General features: G+C 38.6%; 10 protein-coding genes. 3 read left to right on the top strand and 7 right to left on the bottom strand.

The window, feature by feature from the left end; genetic code table 11:
* Positions 1–13: 13 nt before the first annotated feature.
* Positions 14–9,337, bottom strand: coding sequence for an Ig-like domain-containing protein (locus O0931_RS04875; RefSeq protein WP_269414428.1), 9,324 nt, complete (start codon positions 9,335–9,337; stop codon positions 14–16).
* Positions 9,338–9,560: 223 nt separating this feature from the next.
* Between O0931_RS04875 and O0931_RS04870 the strand changes: the two genes are divergently transcribed.
* Positions 9,561–12,137 carry a hypothetical protein gene (locus tag O0931_RS04870; protein WP_269414427.1) on the top strand — a complete coding sequence of 859 codons (2,577 nt, stop codon included), beginning with the start codon at positions 9,561–9,563 and terminating at the stop codon, positions 12,135–12,137.
* A 10-nt stretch (positions 12,138–12,147) separates the two neighbouring features.
* Here O0931_RS04870 and O0931_RS04865 read toward each other — a convergent pair whose 3' ends face one another.
* Complete coding sequence (locus O0931_RS04865; protein ID WP_269414426.1) at positions 12,148–12,351, bottom strand: hypothetical protein; 204 nt, start codon at positions 12,349–12,351, stop codon at positions 12,148–12,150.
* 559 nt (positions 12,352–12,910) lie between these two features.
* On the opposite strand from O0931_RS04865, the gene O0931_RS04860 reads away from it, so the two are divergent.
* Positions 12,911–13,555: a DUF4142 domain-containing protein gene (locus O0931_RS04860; protein WP_269414425.1), complete on the top strand. Its 645-nt coding sequence runs from the start codon at positions 12,911–12,913 to the stop codon at positions 13,553–13,555.
* A 3-nt stretch (positions 13,556–13,558) separates the two neighbouring features.
* On the opposite strand, the gene O0931_RS04855 is transcribed toward O0931_RS04860, so the two are convergent.
* Positions 13,559–14,563, bottom strand: a complete 1,005-nt coding sequence (locus tag O0931_RS04855) for an LLM class flavin-dependent oxidoreductase (protein ID WP_269414424.1) — start codon at positions 14,561–14,563, stop codon at positions 13,559–13,561.
* Between the two features lie 141 nt (positions 14,564–14,704).
* On the opposite strand from O0931_RS04855, the gene O0931_RS04850 reads away from it, so the two are divergent.
* Entirely contained in the window at positions 14,705–15,424 is a 720-nt protein-coding gene (locus O0931_RS04850) for a DUF481 domain-containing protein (protein ID WP_269414423.1), read from the top strand.
* Between the two features lie 86 nt (positions 15,425–15,510).
* Here O0931_RS04850 and O0931_RS04845 read toward each other — a convergent pair whose 3' ends face one another.
* From O0931_RS04845 to O0931_RS04830, 4 genes are all read right to left on the bottom strand, one after another.
* Complete coding sequence (locus tag O0931_RS04845; protein ID WP_269414422.1) at positions 15,511–16,281, bottom strand: SDR family NAD(P)-dependent oxidoreductase; 771 nt, start codon at positions 16,279–16,281, stop codon at positions 15,511–15,513.
* Between the two features lie 89 nt (positions 16,282–16,370).
* Positions 16,371–17,045, bottom strand: coding sequence for a competence protein CoiA family protein (locus tag O0931_RS04840; RefSeq protein ID WP_269414421.1), 675 nt, complete (start codon positions 17,043–17,045; stop codon positions 16,371–16,373).
* The gene (locus O0931_RS04835) at positions 17,038–17,352 is read right to left on the bottom strand and encodes a hypothetical protein (RefSeq protein WP_269414420.1); all 315 of its coding nucleotides are present in this window, start codon (positions 17,350–17,352) and stop codon (positions 17,038–17,040) included. The genes O0931_RS04840 and O0931_RS04835 overlap by 8 nt, the downstream gene beginning before the upstream one ends.
* Before the next feature lie 201 nt (positions 17,353–17,553).
* The gene (locus O0931_RS04830; RefSeq protein ID WP_269414419.1) at positions 17,554–17,976 is read right to left on the bottom strand and encodes a DUF805 domain-containing protein; all 423 of its coding nucleotides are present in this window, start codon (positions 17,974–17,976) and stop codon (positions 17,554–17,556) included.
* Between the last annotated feature and the right edge of the window lie 156 nt (positions 17,977–18,132).

Raw genomic sequence — 18,132 nt, 5'->3', positions numbered from 1 at the left:
TTTTATCTGTTAATTATCTGATTAGGGTTATGGTTCCTTTTTTCATAACCTTAGTGCCATCTGTTAATCCAACCTCAATTACGTATACGTAAACGCCGTTTGGTTGTGCAATACCTTTATAAGTTCCATCCCAACCGGTCGTGGTTGAGTTCACCTGATAAATTAACTGCCCCCATTGGGTATAAATATTCATATTAACCGAGGCAATGGCTGTTCCGTAAACCAGGAAGATATCATTCTTACCATCGTTATTAGGACTAAACACATTCGGAATAAAGATTTCATTTCCTATCGGATTCTCTGCGTTTCCGGTTATTGCTGTAGAATTTGCACTGGTTTGACAACCAATTTGTCCGGTAGCCCTAACAAGAATCACCACCGCCTGACCCGGTTTCAGACCGGTTATCAAATGACTGGTTGATGCAGAGCCGTTGGATGGGGCTTGCCAGCTTAATCCGTTATCTGTTGATACCTCATAACCACTTGCGCCTGAAACAGCATTCCATGTAAATGTTACACTGTTAGGCGTTGTGCTTTGTACCCTGACAACAGGAGCCGTCAATACAGGTGCAACCGTAATTGTCACCGGCGTTCTCGTTGCACTGCTACAACCTGATGCACTTACGCTTTCTACATAAAATATAGTTGTCGCGGTTAGCGATGGTGTTGTAAAGCTGGTACCCTGACCCAATACCGTACCACCCGAACTTGTATTGTACCACCTGTAGGTTAAACTCGCATCCGGTGAAGTAACATTCAGTACAGCTGTACTACTTGAACAGATTAGGCCATTTACGGCACTTACCAGGCCTGGTGCATCAGGTAATGGTAAAACAGTAATGTTTACCGGAGTTCGGTTATTCGAAATACACGAACCGGATACAGCCTCTACATAAAAAGTTATATTGTTTGTTAATGACGGTGTTGTAAATGTTGCGCCGGTACCTGCAATTGTTCCGCCGGTGGCCGTCGTATACCAGTTATATGTTAAGTTTGGCTGAACATTGGTAACAGTTAAAGATGCAGCACTACCTAAACATGCATTTAAGTTATTACTTGCAACTGTAGGGACCACAGGCTGAGGGTTTACGGTTACCGTAACCATTGTTCTACCCGCTGAACTGGTACAGCCGCCTGCACCAATGACCTGAACATAATAATTGGTACTTGCTGTTAATACCGGTGTTGTAAATGAAGTTCCTGTTGTTAACAGGCTGCCTCCGCTCGCCGAATTGTACCACTCATAAGTTACGCCTGCCTGAGGATTTTGAATATTAAGTGTTGTCGCGTTGCCTGAACAAATTGTTGTTCCAGTCGATGAGATAACCGGACTGGCAGGTGTGGCATTAATGGTTACCTGAACCACTCTTGCTGTAGACGGCGCATTTTCACATTTATTATCCCCTTTTACCGTAACATAATAGGTAGTATTTGAACTGAGGGCTGGTGTAGTATATACAGCGCCGACAAAGGAAATATTAGTTAGCGCAGCATCGCTATACCAGGTAAATACAGGATTAACAACAGTTGTTGAACTTGCCGTAAATGTGGTTGAAGAACCAGTACAAACAGCTGTATTTCCGGCAACAATAATATCTGTAGCTGTTGCTAGAGGATTTACATTAACCGTAACAACTTTAGCATCAGCAGCTGCGTTTTCACATTTATTTGTTCCTTTAACGGTTACATAAAAATTAGTGGTGCTGGTTACAGAAACATTATATGTTGGCCCCGTATACACCGGAACTGTTAATGAGGCATCGCTGTACCAGGTAAATACCGGTTGTGTTACCGTTAAGCTGGAAGCCATTAAAGTAGCCGAATTACCGGAACAGATATTTACATTGTTTAGGGTTATATCTGCTGCAGTAGCATAATCTTTAACGGTTACAGTCACAATTTTAGCATTAGCCGCAGCATTCGCACAATTATTATCTCCTTTAACAGTAACATAATAGGTTGTCGTTGCACTTAAAGAAGGGGTTGTAAACGATGAACCTACATATGCAATACTTGTTAATGCGGCATCATTATACCAGGTAAATACCGGATTGGTTACCGTAGCTGACGAAGCAGATAAAACGGCTGCTGAGTTTTTACAAATTACATTTAGCCCGGTAACATTTATATCTCCTGCAGTTGATAAAGGATTAATGTTAATTAAAACAGCTTTAGCTGTTGAAGGTGTGTTCTCACATTTACCGTCGCCTTTAACTGTTACATAATAAGTAACATCTGCTGATAAAGCCGGTGTTGTAAACGACGGCCCTGTAAATACAACTGTTGCTAAGTTAGCATCGCTGTACCAGGTGAATATCGCATTAGGTATTACAGAGCTCGCAGTAAGCGTAGCGGCCGAACCTGCGCAAATCGTACTTATTCCTGAAACGTTAATATCAGAAGCCACGGCTACCGGGTTAATCGTAATTGTAGCAGTTGCTGCATTTCCAGGCTTGTTTACACAACGATTGGTTCCGCTAACCGTTACATAATAGGTTGTAGCTGAAGTAATTTGCGGTGTTGTAAAAGTTGCGCCAACAAAAACCTGATTCGTTAGTGCGGCATCGCTAAACCAGGTAAATACCGGGCTGGTAACTGTTGTACTGCTTGCTGTTAAAACAGTTGTACCAGAATTACACAATGATGTGTTTCCTGATATTAAAATATCAGACGGAACAGCATCTTGATTTATTTTAAGGGTAATCGGTGTTCTGGTCGCATTTGTACATCCTGAAATTGAAGCAGCCTCTACATAGTAGGTATAGGTACCGGCGGTCAGATTAGCAGGCGTTGTAAAACTGCTGCTGTTACTAACCAGTAAGTTTCCTGAAACCGCTGCATCATACCAATTGTATATGATGCCTGAAACCGGCTGAATGCTTAGCGTAGCAGGAGTATTCAAACAAGTAGAAGCCGGATTACCTGGAGATGGTGTAGGTCCTGCCGGTGGCGCGGAGATGGTAACCACAACTTTTACAGGGGTACTCTCGCATCCGTTACCGCCTGTTGCCGTTACAAAAAAGTCGTAACTGCCAACCGCCAAAGTCGGATCGGTTAAAAAAGTAACACCATCTTTTCCTGCCTGGTAAACAGCACCCTGATACCACTTATAAGTCGTATTTGGTTTAGGATTATTAACACTTAATAAAGCAGTTGAACCCTGACAGGCCGTTGCAGTAGTTGCACTTACTTCAGGCTTGGCTATCGATCTTTGTGCGTAATTAAAATCAATATATGTTAATGCGCCAACCAAACCAGAACTTAAACCCAATTCTACACCATCGAATTGTTTTGTAGGAATGAATGTGAATGTTGCTTCACTACCGTTGGTCGCTAAATCAAGTTGAATTAATTGGCTGTTTAACGTTACCGCATCAGCGTTGCTTACACCGCCGTTATAGGTTGTTAAAGTTAAATTTGGTAATACTGCAGCAGACAATAAACTGCCGGGAGATGAAATTTTAACCCTTAAAGTATCGCCAACGTTCGATAAACCGCCAGAAAAACCTAAACGGTGATAAACAGAGGTACCCGCTATTCCTGCCGGGATAAATAAAGTGGATCCGGTGTTAACATCATTATCAACAGCAGCGACTTGATTAAATACGCCGGCACCAATATTTATACCGTTAACTCCGACTGTAAGTGTAGTTGTTGCAATACCACAAGGCGCAGTACCCGGAGTTGGAGGTATTACCGTAACCGTAACAGGTACAGGGGCACTTACACCACAACCGGTAACCGTCGTGTTTACATAGTATGTTGTGGTTGCGGTTAATACAGGTGTGGTAAATGATGTACCGGTGTATACAAGATTTGTCGTACCAGCATCGCTGTACCAGTTAATTGTCGCACCAACATTTGATGTTGTTGCAATTAATCTAGCACTTGTACCAGATACAATAGTTGCTGAAGATGGTGTTATCACCGGTGCCTGAGGTGTAGCGCCGATATTTACCGTTGCAGTAGCTCTTGCAGAGGCTGTTCCACAACTGTTTACGGCTTCTACGGTGTAAGTCGTGCTCGCTATCGGTGTTACTGTTAAAGTCGTTCCATCCGGACCGGCACTAATTCCATTTGCATCGTACCATTTATAGGTTATACCATTTACCGGATTTTTCACCTGTAAAACAATGGCACTTCCGGCACATGCACTTACTGTTGGCGATAATAATTCCGGCAAACCAGGTACAGGTTGAACGGTTACGTTAACAACCGTTTTCGCGCTTACACATCCTGATGCCGAAACCACTGCAACATAGAATTTTGTATCAGTTGTTAATGCCGGTGTTGTGAAAGTCGGTCCGTCGGTTAGTGCATTTTGCGATGCATCAAACCATCTGTATGTAACGCCTGTAACAGGATTCTGAACTTGTAAAACCGCTGTTAAGCCGGCACAACCCGAAACATTTGAGGATACAACCTGAGGTGCAAGCAACGCACGTTGCATGTAGTTTAAATTAACGGAGGTTAAGGCACCTAATACCCCGGAATTTAATGTTAATTGCGCCCCATCAAAAGGAACAGTCGGAATTAAAGTTATCAGGGCCTGAGTATTGCCGTTTAAAAGTGTTATGTTAAGTAAATTGTTATTCAAAAAGACCGCATCGTTATTCGAATTTGCGCCGTTATAAGATGTAACAGCAATATTATTTAAAACGCCGACAGAAGCCAGACTTTGAGGAAATGAAATTAAAACCTTTAGGGTATCACCAACATTTGATAAACTTCCAAAATATAATCGTTGGTATACGGATGCGTTTAAGGCGCCAACCGGCATAACCAATGAAGACGCTGTTTGTGCATCATTATCTATAGCCAAACCCGGATTAAACACACCGGCAAGTAAAGCAACCCCGGTTACGCCATTTATTTGTGTCGCTGCAGCTTCACAAGGCACTGTAACCGGTGTACCGGTACCATTTACGGTTATGGTAATTTGTACCCTGTTTGCTGATGCACATCCTGAAGCGGAAACGGATTCAACATAATAACTGGTCGTTGTCGTTATAGGAGGCGTTACAAACGTTGCACCTGTATATATAGGTGTTGTTGATGCGGCCGAATCGTACCATTTAAATGTAACGCCGGTTTCTGATGAACTCGCAGTTAAGGTAACAGTTTGTCCTGAATTAACAGTTAAAGAAGAAGGGGCTACAGTCGGAATCAATGGTCTTGGATTTACCGTTATTGATGCTGCAACTCTACTGCTGCTTACACAATTTCCATTTGCAGCTTCTAAATAATAAGTTGTATTAGCAGTTAAAGCTGGTGTTACAAAAGTACTTCCTGTAAATACTGCAGTACCACCGGTAGATGCGGTATACCAGTTGTAAGTGAGTGCCGGATCAGGATTACTTACAGATAAGGTCGCAGTTGAACCTGAACAGACATTGGCAACAGGTGCTAAAACAGGTAGTGTTACAACTGGTGTAACGGTTACGGTAACCGGTACCCTGTTTGTGTTCGCGCAGGTTCCGTTAGCAACTTCTATGTAGTAAGTTGTTGTTGCGGTTAATGCCGGTGTTGTAAATGTTGCACCGCTTGCAAGCAGGTTACCTCCTGTAGCAGCATCAAACCACTTTAAATTCGTTCCACCATTTGCAGTTGCAGAAAGTGTTGCCGTGTTCCCTGAACAAATTGTTTGTGAACCACTTGTAAGTGTAGGGTTAGGATAAACTATAGTTGCGCCATAAATATCTAAACTGCTTACTGCTGATACTAAACCTCCGAAACGAAGTTCTACCCTGTCGTAAACGGCACCTGCCGGAAACGTCGCTGTAAACCGGCTGCCACCTAAAACAGCAAGTTTTAATACTGAAGAACTTAATTGATAACTGCCAACTATAGCGGCACCATTCATCAGATTAACGGTAATATTGTTTAAAACCGATAGGTCCAATAATCCTGTAGGTAAACCAAGGTCTAAACGAACACTGTCTGTTGCTGTTCCTGCAGAATTAAATATAAGTTGTTGAAAACCTGTAGCTGTTGCCCCTACTGCCAGGCTGATTCGTGTATAATTATTTGGATTTGCATCGGTAGAATTTCCAGGTCCGTTAACGTTACATAACAAACATATACCTGTTATACCTGTATTTTGCGCGTTTGCCGCATTACAAGCTGTACCACCACCTCCGTTTATAACCGTAACCGTTACAGCAACCCTGCCGTTACTTGTACAGCCATTTGCATTTGTAGTTTCTACATAATAGGTCGTTGTTGTTGATAATGCCGGCGTTGTGAAGTTTGAACCTGTAGCCAATTCTGTACCTCCAGTAGCTGCAGCATACCATTTTATCGTATTGCCTGCGTCGGCAGTAGCTGTTAAGGTCGTGCTTTGACCTGAATTAACAACCTGATTATTGGTGGTTACCACTGCCGGATTTGCAGCAGGATTTACGGAAATATTTACAGCTGTTTTTGCACTAACTGCAGTACCCGAAACGGCTTCAACATAAAAAGTAGTTGATGAATTTATAGCAGGTGTGGTAAAAACGCCTGAATTGTTTGTCGCAAGTGCTGTATTACCTGTAGGACCATACCAGTTATAGGTAACTCCGGCTTGTAAATTACTTACACTTAAAGTCGCTGAACTTCCTGCGCAAACAGATGCATTTGCAACCACCGGTTGATTAACATTTACTACTATTGTATAATCGGTGCTAACTTTATTGTTATCAGCATCTGTTCCGGTAACGGAAACCACAAAGGTTCCTCCTGATGTTGGAGTGCCTGTTATTTCTCTTGTTGCTGTATTAAAACTAAGTCCGGGAGGTAAATTAGTGGCTAAATAAGTATAAGGTGGGGTACCACCTGAAACGCCGGGCAAGGTTTGTGTAGGATAAGCAACGCCCACAGTTCCATTAGGCAAACTTGCGCTTGGCAAAGATAGTACACCTGTAACACTTAAAGCGTAAGTATTAGAAGCCGTTCTGCCCTGGCTATCCGTAACCGTAACAGAAATTGTATAATTACCTGCCTGCGTTGGTGTTCCGGTAATCTCCCGGGTTGTGGCATTAAATGTTAAGCCTGCAGGAATACTTGTTGCAACATATGTATAAGGCCCAACACCACCAGTTGCTGATGGAATAACCTGGGTTGGGTAAACTGTACCGGCTGTTCCACCGGCAAGTGTTGCAGATGGAAGCAATAGCGGATCGGTTACAATAATAGTATAATTAGTGCTTACGGTCCTTCCGTCAGCATCTGTAGCGGTAACCGGAATTGTATACGTTCCTGCTGTAGTTGGTGTGCCGGTAATTTCCCTCGTCGACGGATTAAAACTTAAGCCCGGAGGAAGATTTGTTGCTACATACACATAGGGTGTACTGCCGCCTGCAGCCGAAGGAATTACCTGAGTCGGGTAAGCCTGGCCGGTGGTACCATTAGCCAAAGTAGCTGAAGGTAAGGTTAAAGGGTCAGTAATTTTAATGGTATAACTGGCCGTCACACTATTTCCTGTTGCATCTGTAACCGTAACCGGAATCGCGTAAATTCCGGTCTGCATTGGTGTTCCGGTTATTTCTCTTGTATTTGCATTGAAGGTTAATCCCGGAGGCAGATTTACAGCTGAATATACATAAGGACCTGTACCACCGGTTGCCGGTGGAATAACCTGAGTTGGATATAGAACCCCGGTTGTGCCGTTTGGTAAGGTGCCTGGTGCTAAAGCTAATCCAGGTGTAACAACCAACGTATAACCCGCAGTTGAAGAACAGCCCTTGCTATCCGTAGCTGTAATAGAAAAAGTAAAACTACCCGTTACTGTAGGGGTTCCTGAAATTAACCCCGACGACGATAAACTTAAACCGGCCGGCAGGCTGCTTCCATTCGTTAACGCATAGGTAAAAGCCGGTGTGCCACCTGTAGCTGCATCAATTTGTTTTGCATAAGCAAATCCGTTTGAAGCGTTAATTAATGTGGTTGAATTAAATACAATGGCAGGATTTACTGTAATTGAAACCGGTACTCTAACAGATTCTTCCGTACATCCAATTCTTCTGGCCGCTACATAATATACCTTATTCGCAGTTAACGCAGGCGTTGTAAATGTTCCGTTATATGCTGTTGTGGCCAATACAGTTCCACCCTGAATTACATCATACCAGCGCAATTCGTTTGTATTTGATGTGGTGGCCGTTAAGCCTGCAGTAGTATTATAACAAGTGGTCACGTTATTTGTAGCAGGTAGCGTAAACGTTGGCCGTCCTGCCGATTTTGTTAATCCATAAATTAAAACCGTTTGTGTTAAATTGGCATTTAACAGGGATGAAAGCGTAACCTTAACCCTATCAAAAGGAACGCCGGGAGAAAATGCAGCGGTTACCGGTTGTCCGCCACCCAATAAGGTTAGCAAATCTAAGCTGAGCACATTTGCTGCAGATTGGGTGTATACCTGGTTATTACCATTGTAAGCTGTAACTGTAAGGCTATTTAAAACACCCGCGGTTAATAACGCTGAAGAGACGCTAAACCTTAAATTAAAATCATCTCCTGCATTTGATGGTGTATTGAAGTAAAAATTCTGACTGATGGACCCTGCTACACCTAAAGCCCCCAAACTTAGTTCGGAATAATTCGTTGTGCTTGCATCGATTGCGAAATTCGGATTAGTTACACCTGCTTTACCTAAACCCAAAACATCAACGGTTAAGCCATTGCCTTCAAAATCGGTAGCAAAAGCGGGTGCACAAACATCAATTCCATTGGTATAAAAAGCGTGGTAAACTTTGGTATTATTTAAGGTTCCTAATAATAAAGCGCTCGTTACATCACGGATGTAAACCCTGTCATAATCTTGGCTTGGCCTTAATGCCATGTAGAAATAGCCGTTGGCATCTGTTACAAGTCTTAAATTTGGTGTGGTGAAGGCACCCGTACTCGAACCACTTAAAACGGTTGTTCCACTGGAATTTCTTGCTCCGGCCTCTATTGAATGGTTACCTAAAGCAACTCCCCCAACTACCCCGGAAAGCAATCCACCCAAATTTCCGCCAAGTAATTGATTTAACAAGGTTGGATCGGCATCAATCCTGATAAATGATGTTGTTCCAGCCGGAAGGGTAGCCGGAAATTTGAGTTCCAGCTCACCTGTATAAGCACCTAAGCTAAGTGCAGTACCGCCTGACGATCTCACCGTTGCAAACGTTGTTTCGCTTGGTGTTAAAGCGTTAGAAGCATTATCTACATTAGACGTGACGCCTAAAGCGTTAGCATAAATTTTTGTTTGGCTATACGATTCTGATTTTAGAAGCGTTAATAATGAGACAATTGTGATTAGTGGGATAAGAAAAATTTTCCTTAAAAAGGATTGAGGGGTAGAGTTTTTCATCATGTCTGGCGTTATCAGGGTTAATTTTTAAAATTGGAATTGGTATCCCATTGGAGGAATTTGTCAGTTCATTTTCAAATCTACGTCGCCCATATCTAATAGGATTTATCCATTGCCGTTCATTATTTTGTGATTCAGCCCGTTCATTTTGTTCATAGAAATATTGTTACCGAAATGATTTCTGCTATTGCGAAATTTTGATGACATTAGCATATCATCCTCCAATATGAACACAAACGAATTAATCTCTCAGCTAAGGAAATTCGTTCTTATAAAATCCGGCTTGCGAAACATCGATCCGGCAAATTGTAAGACGATTTCTGAATCTATATTTAAGGAAACCAAAAATTATATCAGCGAAACCACAGTTAAACGATTTTTTGGATTTGCTCAAACACACCATAAATTTTCCTTATTTACACTCAACAGCCTGTCGCAATACATCGGCTATCCAGACTGGGAATCTTTCTGTAAGGATAAAACAAGCCAGACCGAACATGTAAATGACATCTGGTCGGATCTTAAAATCAGATGCCAGGTGATAACAGATGCCTCTTTAATTGCAAGTAAGAACAGTTCAGGTATCCCATTTGAGGCGACGGCAAACAGAAGTTTTTTGTATTCAGATTTTGATTATTTTCTAAAAAATAATTATCAATTCACAACGATAAGCGCACAACCCGGACAAGGAAAGTCTATTCTACTCGCCCATTTTGTAGAGCATTTTTTCTACAGCGAAAACGCACTTTATAAAAAAGACATCGTTTTATTAATTAATTCGGGGACAATTTATGATATCATTCAGAATGATTTATCCTTAAAAGACTGGTTTCATAAAGAATTTAAGTTTTATGGTGTTAGCGAACTGATAAATTATTTTAAGAAAAATCCGAGGGAATGTAAAGGCCGTTTCGTACTGATTGTTGATGGGATTGACCAGTTTTTATCCGGAAGTTATAATTTAAAAATTTTGACAGATTTTCTCTACAGTATTGAAGAAAATGATTTTGTTAAAATTGTATTGGGCTTAAGAGTGAATAATTGGGTAAATATCCAGCCATCGATTTCAGGTTCAGCATTTTTAACAAACGCCTGGTATAAAGGTTTATTTTTCGATTATGACCATAATACGAATGTTCCGCCACTAAATAAAGAAGAAATTTTTTATACACTTTCCCAGATTGAAAATAGTGTTATTAAAGATGATGATCTACATGATGGTTTGATTAAACAATTTCAAACCCCTTTTTGGCTACAGGTTTACTATAGGCTTAAACAAGAAAACAATAAAATCAGGCTGAATGATTATATTCTTTGCCTGGAGTTAACTATTTATTTTTTAGAAAGTAAAATTTTCCTGTCTAAGAACAGTACAGAAAAAATCTTTATCCTAAAAAAAATAAGCAATACCATTTCCAAAGGAAATCTACATTACAGGGTATCTAAAGAAAAAATTTTAGACTACATCATAAACTATCCTGAAGCCTACCGGGAACTTGTATACTCTGGAATTCTGATAGAGGAAAAAAGGTTAACTACATCAACGCCAACCGAAATTGTTCGTTTTCTTAGCGATGATATTTATACTTATTTCCTTTTCTTTCAGCTTACTGAAAAATTTAATTTTAAACCCGACACGGCTTTCTTCAGAGAGATTTTAACAGTTTATGCCGACTGGGCTGATTTGAGAACTTTAATGCTGAAGTGGAGCATCCGTTTCTGTATTAACAGAAATGAAATACAAGCATTAAAAGAAATTTTCAAACTGCCTTTCAATAATGAAGAAAAGAACGATGCATTTGATTTTATATGTGATGCCGCTTTATTAGAACTTGAGAAAAAAGATGCTCTTTTTAACGCACAAACCATCAATATGCACTTTATAGACATTATGATTATGGGGCGAATGATCAGTAAAAACTATAAAGAGACGATAAAGAAAATTTCTGAAAAGGTATTTAATGAAGATATACAAATCATATTAAATGTGATGGAATGCAGTATTTGTGTAATGTCGCTTGATAAAAGTGGTTTAACAGAAAACATGAATCTTTTAAAGAGAAACCACAAAAGATTACAAGATCTGTTCCTCTTAAATCCTTATGATTTAATTTTATTTCTTTCTAATGTACTTAACGATAAGAATAATAACAGCAAAATACTTAATGATAATATTTTAAAACTTTGCCAGCAAATTGCCGAATCCGCCCCGCAAAAAAATGAAAGCCTTACAAGTGTGGAGGTTATCATTTACCGCATGGTACTTATCGTATTGTTTTCAAGTAAAAACTACGAAGCATGCAATCGTTTTCTCTTTGCCATTTTAAAAAAATATCCTAAAATATTTTATTTACGCTCATCGATATTCTCTTCTTTCTTACTAGTTATTGCTGCACAAACAAACATTAAACTTAATCAGCACAAAAAAGCGCAAAGGCTTATTCGATATATGGATAAATTAATCGGCGAAGATAATACCTATTGTACCCCTTTTATTAAAGCATCTTATATTTTGGTTAAAGGAAATTTCCTTAACCATACTAAAAATTATGAAAATGCTTTAAAAGAGCTGGAAAAAGGTTTAATCATCTCAAAGAAGCATGAATTACAAATGGTGGAAATATCACTCAGGTTATTAAAAATAAACACCTTAAAACATACAGGCAACATTGAACATATGAACCAAACCATTAAAGATTTACTTGCTTTTCTGCAATTAAATAAATTAAATATGCCTGACTTTGTAAATGTCAATAATCCGGATTTTGATCATATGTTTAATATTCTAAAATGTTATAAGTAAAGTCGTAATATCAAAGAATACATTTGATATTTAATTGCACATCTACGGCAATTAAACCCTCATCAGTTAATTCTATTTCAAAACTTACAGGGGTCCCCGTTAAGTTTTCTAACATGCTTTTTTCTAATTTAAAACAGATTTCCTGTTCATTTTCATCTGTAATTATTCCCGAACCGTCTTCCTCTAATGATGTGATGGTACCTTTTCTAAGCATAAAAATATTTGTCCATAATATGTCGTAATAATAATAATTATTGCCAACTTAATTTGTATTATACATAATACAAATTAAGTTTTTTTTGAAAATATGACTTTCCATATGTAAACGAAATTTACTGCTAATTGTTTCTTAGCTAACTAATTAACATTAGCAAAATTGTGATTGAAAAAAGAAAAGCACATCGGAAACAACAAAAGGGCCAGGAAATAGTCTAAAATTGACTAAAAAATTATAATTTATGTTAAAAAAGGATAATCTCGCTTAATAAAAAAATATTTTTCTTTTAAATCACTTTTCAAATATATTAAGATAAGTCAATGTAATGATTATAGTACATAATATACAATAATTTGATTGAATTTCATTCAAAAGTACAGACAAAAAATTTGTATAAATACAAATTTGCATTCAGTTCATATATAGATCAGTTACTCATAATTTCATTAACGATATGTTTTTATCTTATCTAATTTAGTATAAAAGGTATCCGGATTCAACATTCCAAAACTTTTACATTGTAAAGCGGGTTTATCTAACAGGTAAAATAAACAAAATGAAAAATCAAATTTTATACGTTTTAGGTGTTGGGATACTAAGTTTTACAGTTAAAGTTGATGCGAAAAGTCCTTCAAATTTTATGTTTGAAAAATCAAACTTGAAGCAAAATACCGATTCTACGGCTGTGTTGATATCGTCAGCTTATGTCATCAATACTAAACAACTGGAGTTATCAGGCTTAGCTGTAAAAAATGCAAATGCAAAAACGAAAGGCTTAGCCAAAAATCTTAGCGATTATTTTATTAAAAGTAACGCAAAACTTAGGACTTTTGCTAAGCAAAAAGACATCGCCATGCCGATGACCAAACCTCAGGGCGGTATGCGCCCGGATGGACGTATAGATTCAGCGCCGGAAAACATGAGGGATACCAGCAGAAATGAACCTGGCACAGGCGAAGCAGGTAACACTGGAATAAGTGGGAAATCTTCAGTGAAACCTGAAGTTATGCAATCAATTTTAAGCCTTTCAAAACTCAAAGGATCTGATTTTAACAAAGCTTACCTGAATTATCTGGGGAACGACATTAACCAATTGATTTCGCTTTACGGGAAATTAGCGCAGTCAACTGATACCGCTTTAAAGGCTTTTGCACAAAATCAGTTAAGTCAATTAAACAATTTTACTGCCCAATTAAAATAATATTTATTTAAAAATCTCAGCAAAAAGCCTGTTGGAATAAAGTTTAGCGGTTTGGTCGTAAATATGTGAGGTGCTCATAACCTCATTAACCCCATATTTTGAAACAAAATCAGCTAAATTTGTTTTTATCGTTTCTGCGCTGCCAATAAAGGAATAATATAACATTTGCGCTACAGCTTCTTGCTCCATTTGATTCCAGTGTGCATTGATATTTTCTACAGGTGGTTTTAATTTTTCTCTTCGTCCGGTTATCACACCTAAAAACATTTTTTTAACTGAGCTTGCCAATATTTCAGCTTGTTCATCGGTATCTGCTGCAACTACATTTACGCAAGCCATAACATATGGCTCACTCAAAAATCGGGAAGGTTTAAAGTTGTTGCGGTATATTAAAATGGCCTGTTCAAAATAAGCAGGGGCAAAATGACTGGCGAAAGCATAAGGTAAGCCTTTTTCGGCGGCAAGCCTTGCGCTATCGGTACTCGAACCTAAAATCCATATTGGAATTTCTAATCCTTCGCCCGGGATAGCCCGAACGTTAGATGTATGGTTATCAGCCGAAAATAGTTGCTGAAGTCTGTCTATATCTCTCGGAAAATTATGTACTGCATTAAAATTTTCACCCCTAATCGCCATTGCGGTAACCTGATCGGTTCCTGGTGCCCTGCCCAAGCCCAAATCAATCCGATTCGGATACAGTGAAGCTAATGTGCCAAACTGTTCCGCAACAATTAAAGGTGCATGATTTGGCAGCATAATCCCCCCGGAGCCCACTCTGATTGTTTTAGTAGCGCCTGCTATATAACCGATAAGCACAGGTGGTGCAGAACTGGCAACCCCCGCCATATTATGGTGTTCGGCAAACCAATAACGCGTGTAACCCAAAGCGTCTGATTGTTGCGCAATTTTCAAACTGGCTTTAAACGTATCTGAAGCTGTGTAACCATCCAGAACAGTTGCAAGATCCAGAACAGAATAAGGTATGTTTTTTAATATGCTTTCGGCCATGATGAGAATTATTATACTGCACAAAAATATCCCTTTAAAAACCATTTCAATTTTATCTTTAAACAAATGACGGTTTGGAAACATTCAAAATAACGCCATTCAATTTCAAACATCATCTGTACAATAGCTGTTAAATGAAATATGAAGCTATTTATATGCCTGAGTTTGACAATGATTTATTATCTAAATGTTTTTGCTCAGTTTAACGATACCACAAATTACCATATTGCTTTACTTTCATCCGGTTCTGTTAACCTGACAAACAATGAACGGGCCTATCTTTTAAACAATAGCTTAAATTTTGGCGTTAAAAAGAAAAGCATGGTATTTAACAGCAACACCTCATGGCTTTATGGTAAGCAAAACAACTCATTGAGTAATAACGATTTTTCCACCACCATGAATTTTAACCTGTATAAAACCTTTCCTCATTTTTATTACTGGGGACTGGTAAATTACAATACCAGCTACTCGCTTCAAATCAGAAACCAGTTGCTTGCCGGTGGTGGTATTGCTTATAACTTTATCGATAAACCAGATGCCTACGTTAATGTAAGTAATGGTGTTTTGTTTGATAACAGCAGTTTGGTTGAATTAAACAACTACAATACGTTGAGAAATTCGTTAAGGTTACAGTACCATGTCTTGATTAAAGACATTATTACTATCGACGGCACACACTTTTTACAAAATTCCTATTCCCGAAAAGGCGATTATATTATTCGCTCAGCAACTACAGTCGGGTTAAAAATCAGAAAATGGATTAGCTTAACCACGGCATTAAATTATAACAAGCTTAACATTACACAGCGTGAAAACCTGAATTTAACTTACGGGTTAAGCATTGATAAGTATTTTTAAGGTTGGAAGGCATGTTTAACCTTTGTTCTTTTTATGATATGGATCGTTTGCCAAAATCAAAACAAACTGCTTATTAAATTAGCGCATTACTGTTCTTCATAATGGTAGGTTAAGCCACCATCAACAAAATAGGTAGAGCCGGTAACATATGCCGCATCATCAGAAGCTAAAAAAGCAACTACACCTGCAACATCTTCAACCTTCCCCATCCGCCCCATTGGAATATTTCTGACGACTTTTTGCAATTGTTTCTTGTCAGCTAAAAGCGCCTGGTTTATCGGTGTAGCTATGGCGCCCGGAGCTACATTGTTTATTCGAATATTTAGTGGTGCCAGTTCGGTAGCTAAGTTTCTGGTCAGCATTTTTAACCCGCCCTTGCTAATACAATAAGCCGCAAAATGTGGAAATATTATCTCTTCATGTACCGAACTCATGTTCACGACTACTCCGTTACGCTTTTTTCTTTTGCAATATTTCGCAAATTCCTGAATACCAAAAAAAACACCTTTTAAGTTCGTGTCCATAACCGTATCGTAGTCCTTTTCAGTTACTTTTAAAAAATCAGACTTAATTTCCAATCCGGCATTATTAACTAAAATATCAAGGCTTCCAAAGGTAAGAGCAGCTTCTTTTATGAGTTTAATAACCGCATTAACATCACTGATATCGGCCGTTATAAATTTTGCCTTTCTGCCCATTGCCTCAATTTCGGAGATAAGTTTCTCTCCCCGCTCATCAAATTTGTGTCCGTTAAGAATAATATTTGCACCTTCTTTTGCCAAACGCAGCGCACATGCCGCCCCTATTCCCTGACTGCTGCCTGTTATTAAAGCGACTTTATCTTTAAACCTATCCATAAAATTGAAAATTTAAAGAATAAAGACTAAATATTACCGAAATGTTTTGAATACTTTAAATCTATGCAGAAATGGAGCTGGCATTATAATCAGCCAAAACATAAATAACCTTCAATAAAGGTTTTACGGCTAATCATTTCCAGGTAAGGATAATCTCCTGACAGCTGCTTTCGCACTTTCATTCTATACAAAAAATGACCACCCAAATCCACTACAATTGGGGCTGCCGCAGAAAACCAAACGGTGTGGGGTTGTTTCCAGCAGAAATGATAAAAATTTGATGTGATGCTTACGCCTTTTATTTCCGGATGATAAAAATTCAGAACCCGTGGTATAATTGTACCATTTAAAACATCGGCTTTCCGCACCATGGATAAATGGTCGCTGTTACGGAATTCATAATCTTTTAGTCTTGGGTCATCAGGATGAGGCAGGTTTTTTAAAATTCGGAAACCTTTAAATTTCTTACCATTCAGCACCCAAATCATTTTCGGATAAAAAGCTTCCCTGCTTTTCATTTCTGTAAGCGTAATCGGCGAATTCTGAAACTCTATTGCAGTTCCACAAGGTGTAAATACATCCGCACGATGTAATTCACCTGTTGTTTGACAACAAAAACTTTGCTCCCTGTAACTTTCCGGAAAAGCTTTTTTCCAGTTTCTATGCCACACACTTTCTTTATAATATTTCTCCGGAAGCCAGAGTGGCGGTAAATTTAGTGCCGGCTCTCCAACAATGTTGATATTTGTATCATCACTATTCATTACCCTTAAAAACGTTTACAACATTGGTTTTCCATTTAATGTAACCAAGATTGCCACAGGTATAGGCAACAAAATTTTCAACCTCTTCGGGCACATCGTTAACCACACGAAACCTGATGGTGTATTTTGGATTATAGCTGATGTAAATCACCAGGTCATCTTTAGGTTGCCCTACAGATAACATGGCCTGTAAATGAATGTCCTGTAATTCAGCCGCCGCCTGTTTCAGGCGCTCATTCATTATCTTTGCAAGTGAAATATCCGGAACAAAATCAGTTTCTGTAATTGCTAGTACCGTAACCGTCATAAATTATCTTCAATTAACTGCGTGGAAACATTAAATTATCCCTGCGCTATTATTACAACGGCAAAAATATACTAATATTTTTAGCAAGCAAATAAACAGATAAGAATTTTACATAGGTTTAGTTAACTTCCTGTTCATTAGCGGAATAATTTTCGACAGCAAAATGGTATAGTAATCAGAATATGCTATAAGTAGTTGGCACTACGATACCGGCGGATTACTGCTATTTTCCATATCTTTCGATTCCACCGGTAAAACCTGCAATTCAGGTTCTATCATTTTACCGGTTTTTACATCGTAACCAAACGGATTTTCATAAACATTACCCTCCCCTTTAGGATTATCGCCATATTCGTTCTGACCATAATCCCCAGAACCGAATAACATAACTAATCCATAAAACGGAATCAGTTGCCACCAACCGGATTTACCTAAATCATGACAGCGTTTTGCACCTTGAGAAACCATTAAATAAAATGGTAAGAGCAGTATTACGCCAATCCATTCGACGCCTTTTTCACTAAAAATTATTACGAAGAAATAGCAAATCAAATAGAAAACATAAGTTAAACCAAATTCTGTCCGCCGGATTCGGCCATAAAATGAGAATGGATCTTTAAACATGAGAAACGTTTTTAAATTATTTATAATTTAGTTTATTTATAAAATTTTTAGTTAGCTGATAATAAAATTTAAAATTAATGAGGCTTACCGTATTTTAAAACTGACTAAAGATAATAGTTGATAATTAACCCTTCAAAAAGAATTCTATTTTATATA

The organism is Pedobacter rhodius, assembly GCF_027213645.1.
In the GTDB taxonomy this organism is placed as follows: domain Bacteria; phylum Bacteroidota; class Bacteroidia; order Sphingobacteriales; family Sphingobacteriaceae; genus Pedobacter; species Pedobacter rhodius.
The sequence above is the reverse complement of the archived record's forward strand: the minus strand, read 5'-3'. Positions and strand labels throughout refer to the sequence as shown.

What these genes read in the sequence shown, in the direction of transcription:
- O0931_RS04875 (WP_269414428.1), bottom strand. Translation starts at nt 9,337, where the DNA reads ATGATGAAAAACTCTACCCCTCAATCCTTTTTAAGGAAAATTTTTCTT.
- O0931_RS04870 (WP_269414427.1), top strand. Translation starts at nt 9,561, where the DNA reads ATGAACACAAACGAATTAATCTCTCAGCTAAGGAAATTCGTTCTTATA.
- O0931_RS04865 (WP_269414426.1), bottom strand. Translation starts at nt 12,351, where the DNA reads ATGCTTAGAAAAGGTACCATCACATCATTAGAGGAAGACGGTTCGGGA.
- O0931_RS04860 (WP_269414425.1), top strand. Translation starts at nt 12,911, where the DNA reads ATGAAAAATCAAATTTTATACGTTTTAGGTGTTGGGATACTAAGTTTT.
- O0931_RS04855 (WP_269414424.1), bottom strand. Translation starts at nt 14,563, where the DNA reads ATGGCCGAAAGCATATTAAAAAACATACCTTATTCTGTTCTGGATCTT.
- O0931_RS04850 (WP_269414423.1), top strand. Translation starts at nt 14,705, where the DNA reads ATGAAGCTATTTATATGCCTGAGTTTGACAATGATTTATTATCTAAAT.
- O0931_RS04845 (WP_269414422.1), bottom strand. Translation starts at nt 16,281, where the DNA reads ATGGATAGGTTTAAAGATAAAGTCGCTTTAATAACAGGCAGCAGTCAG.
- O0931_RS04840 (WP_269414421.1), bottom strand. Translation starts at nt 17,045, where the DNA reads ATGAATAGTGATGATACAAATATCAACATTGTTGGAGAGCCGGCACTA.
- O0931_RS04835 (WP_269414420.1), bottom strand. Translation starts at nt 17,352, where the DNA reads ATGACGGTTACGGTACTAGCAATTACAGAAACTGATTTTGTTCCGGAT.
- O0931_RS04830 (WP_269414419.1), bottom strand. Translation starts at nt 17,976, where the DNA reads ATGTTTAAAGATCCATTCTCATTTTATGGCCGAATCCGGCGGACAGAA.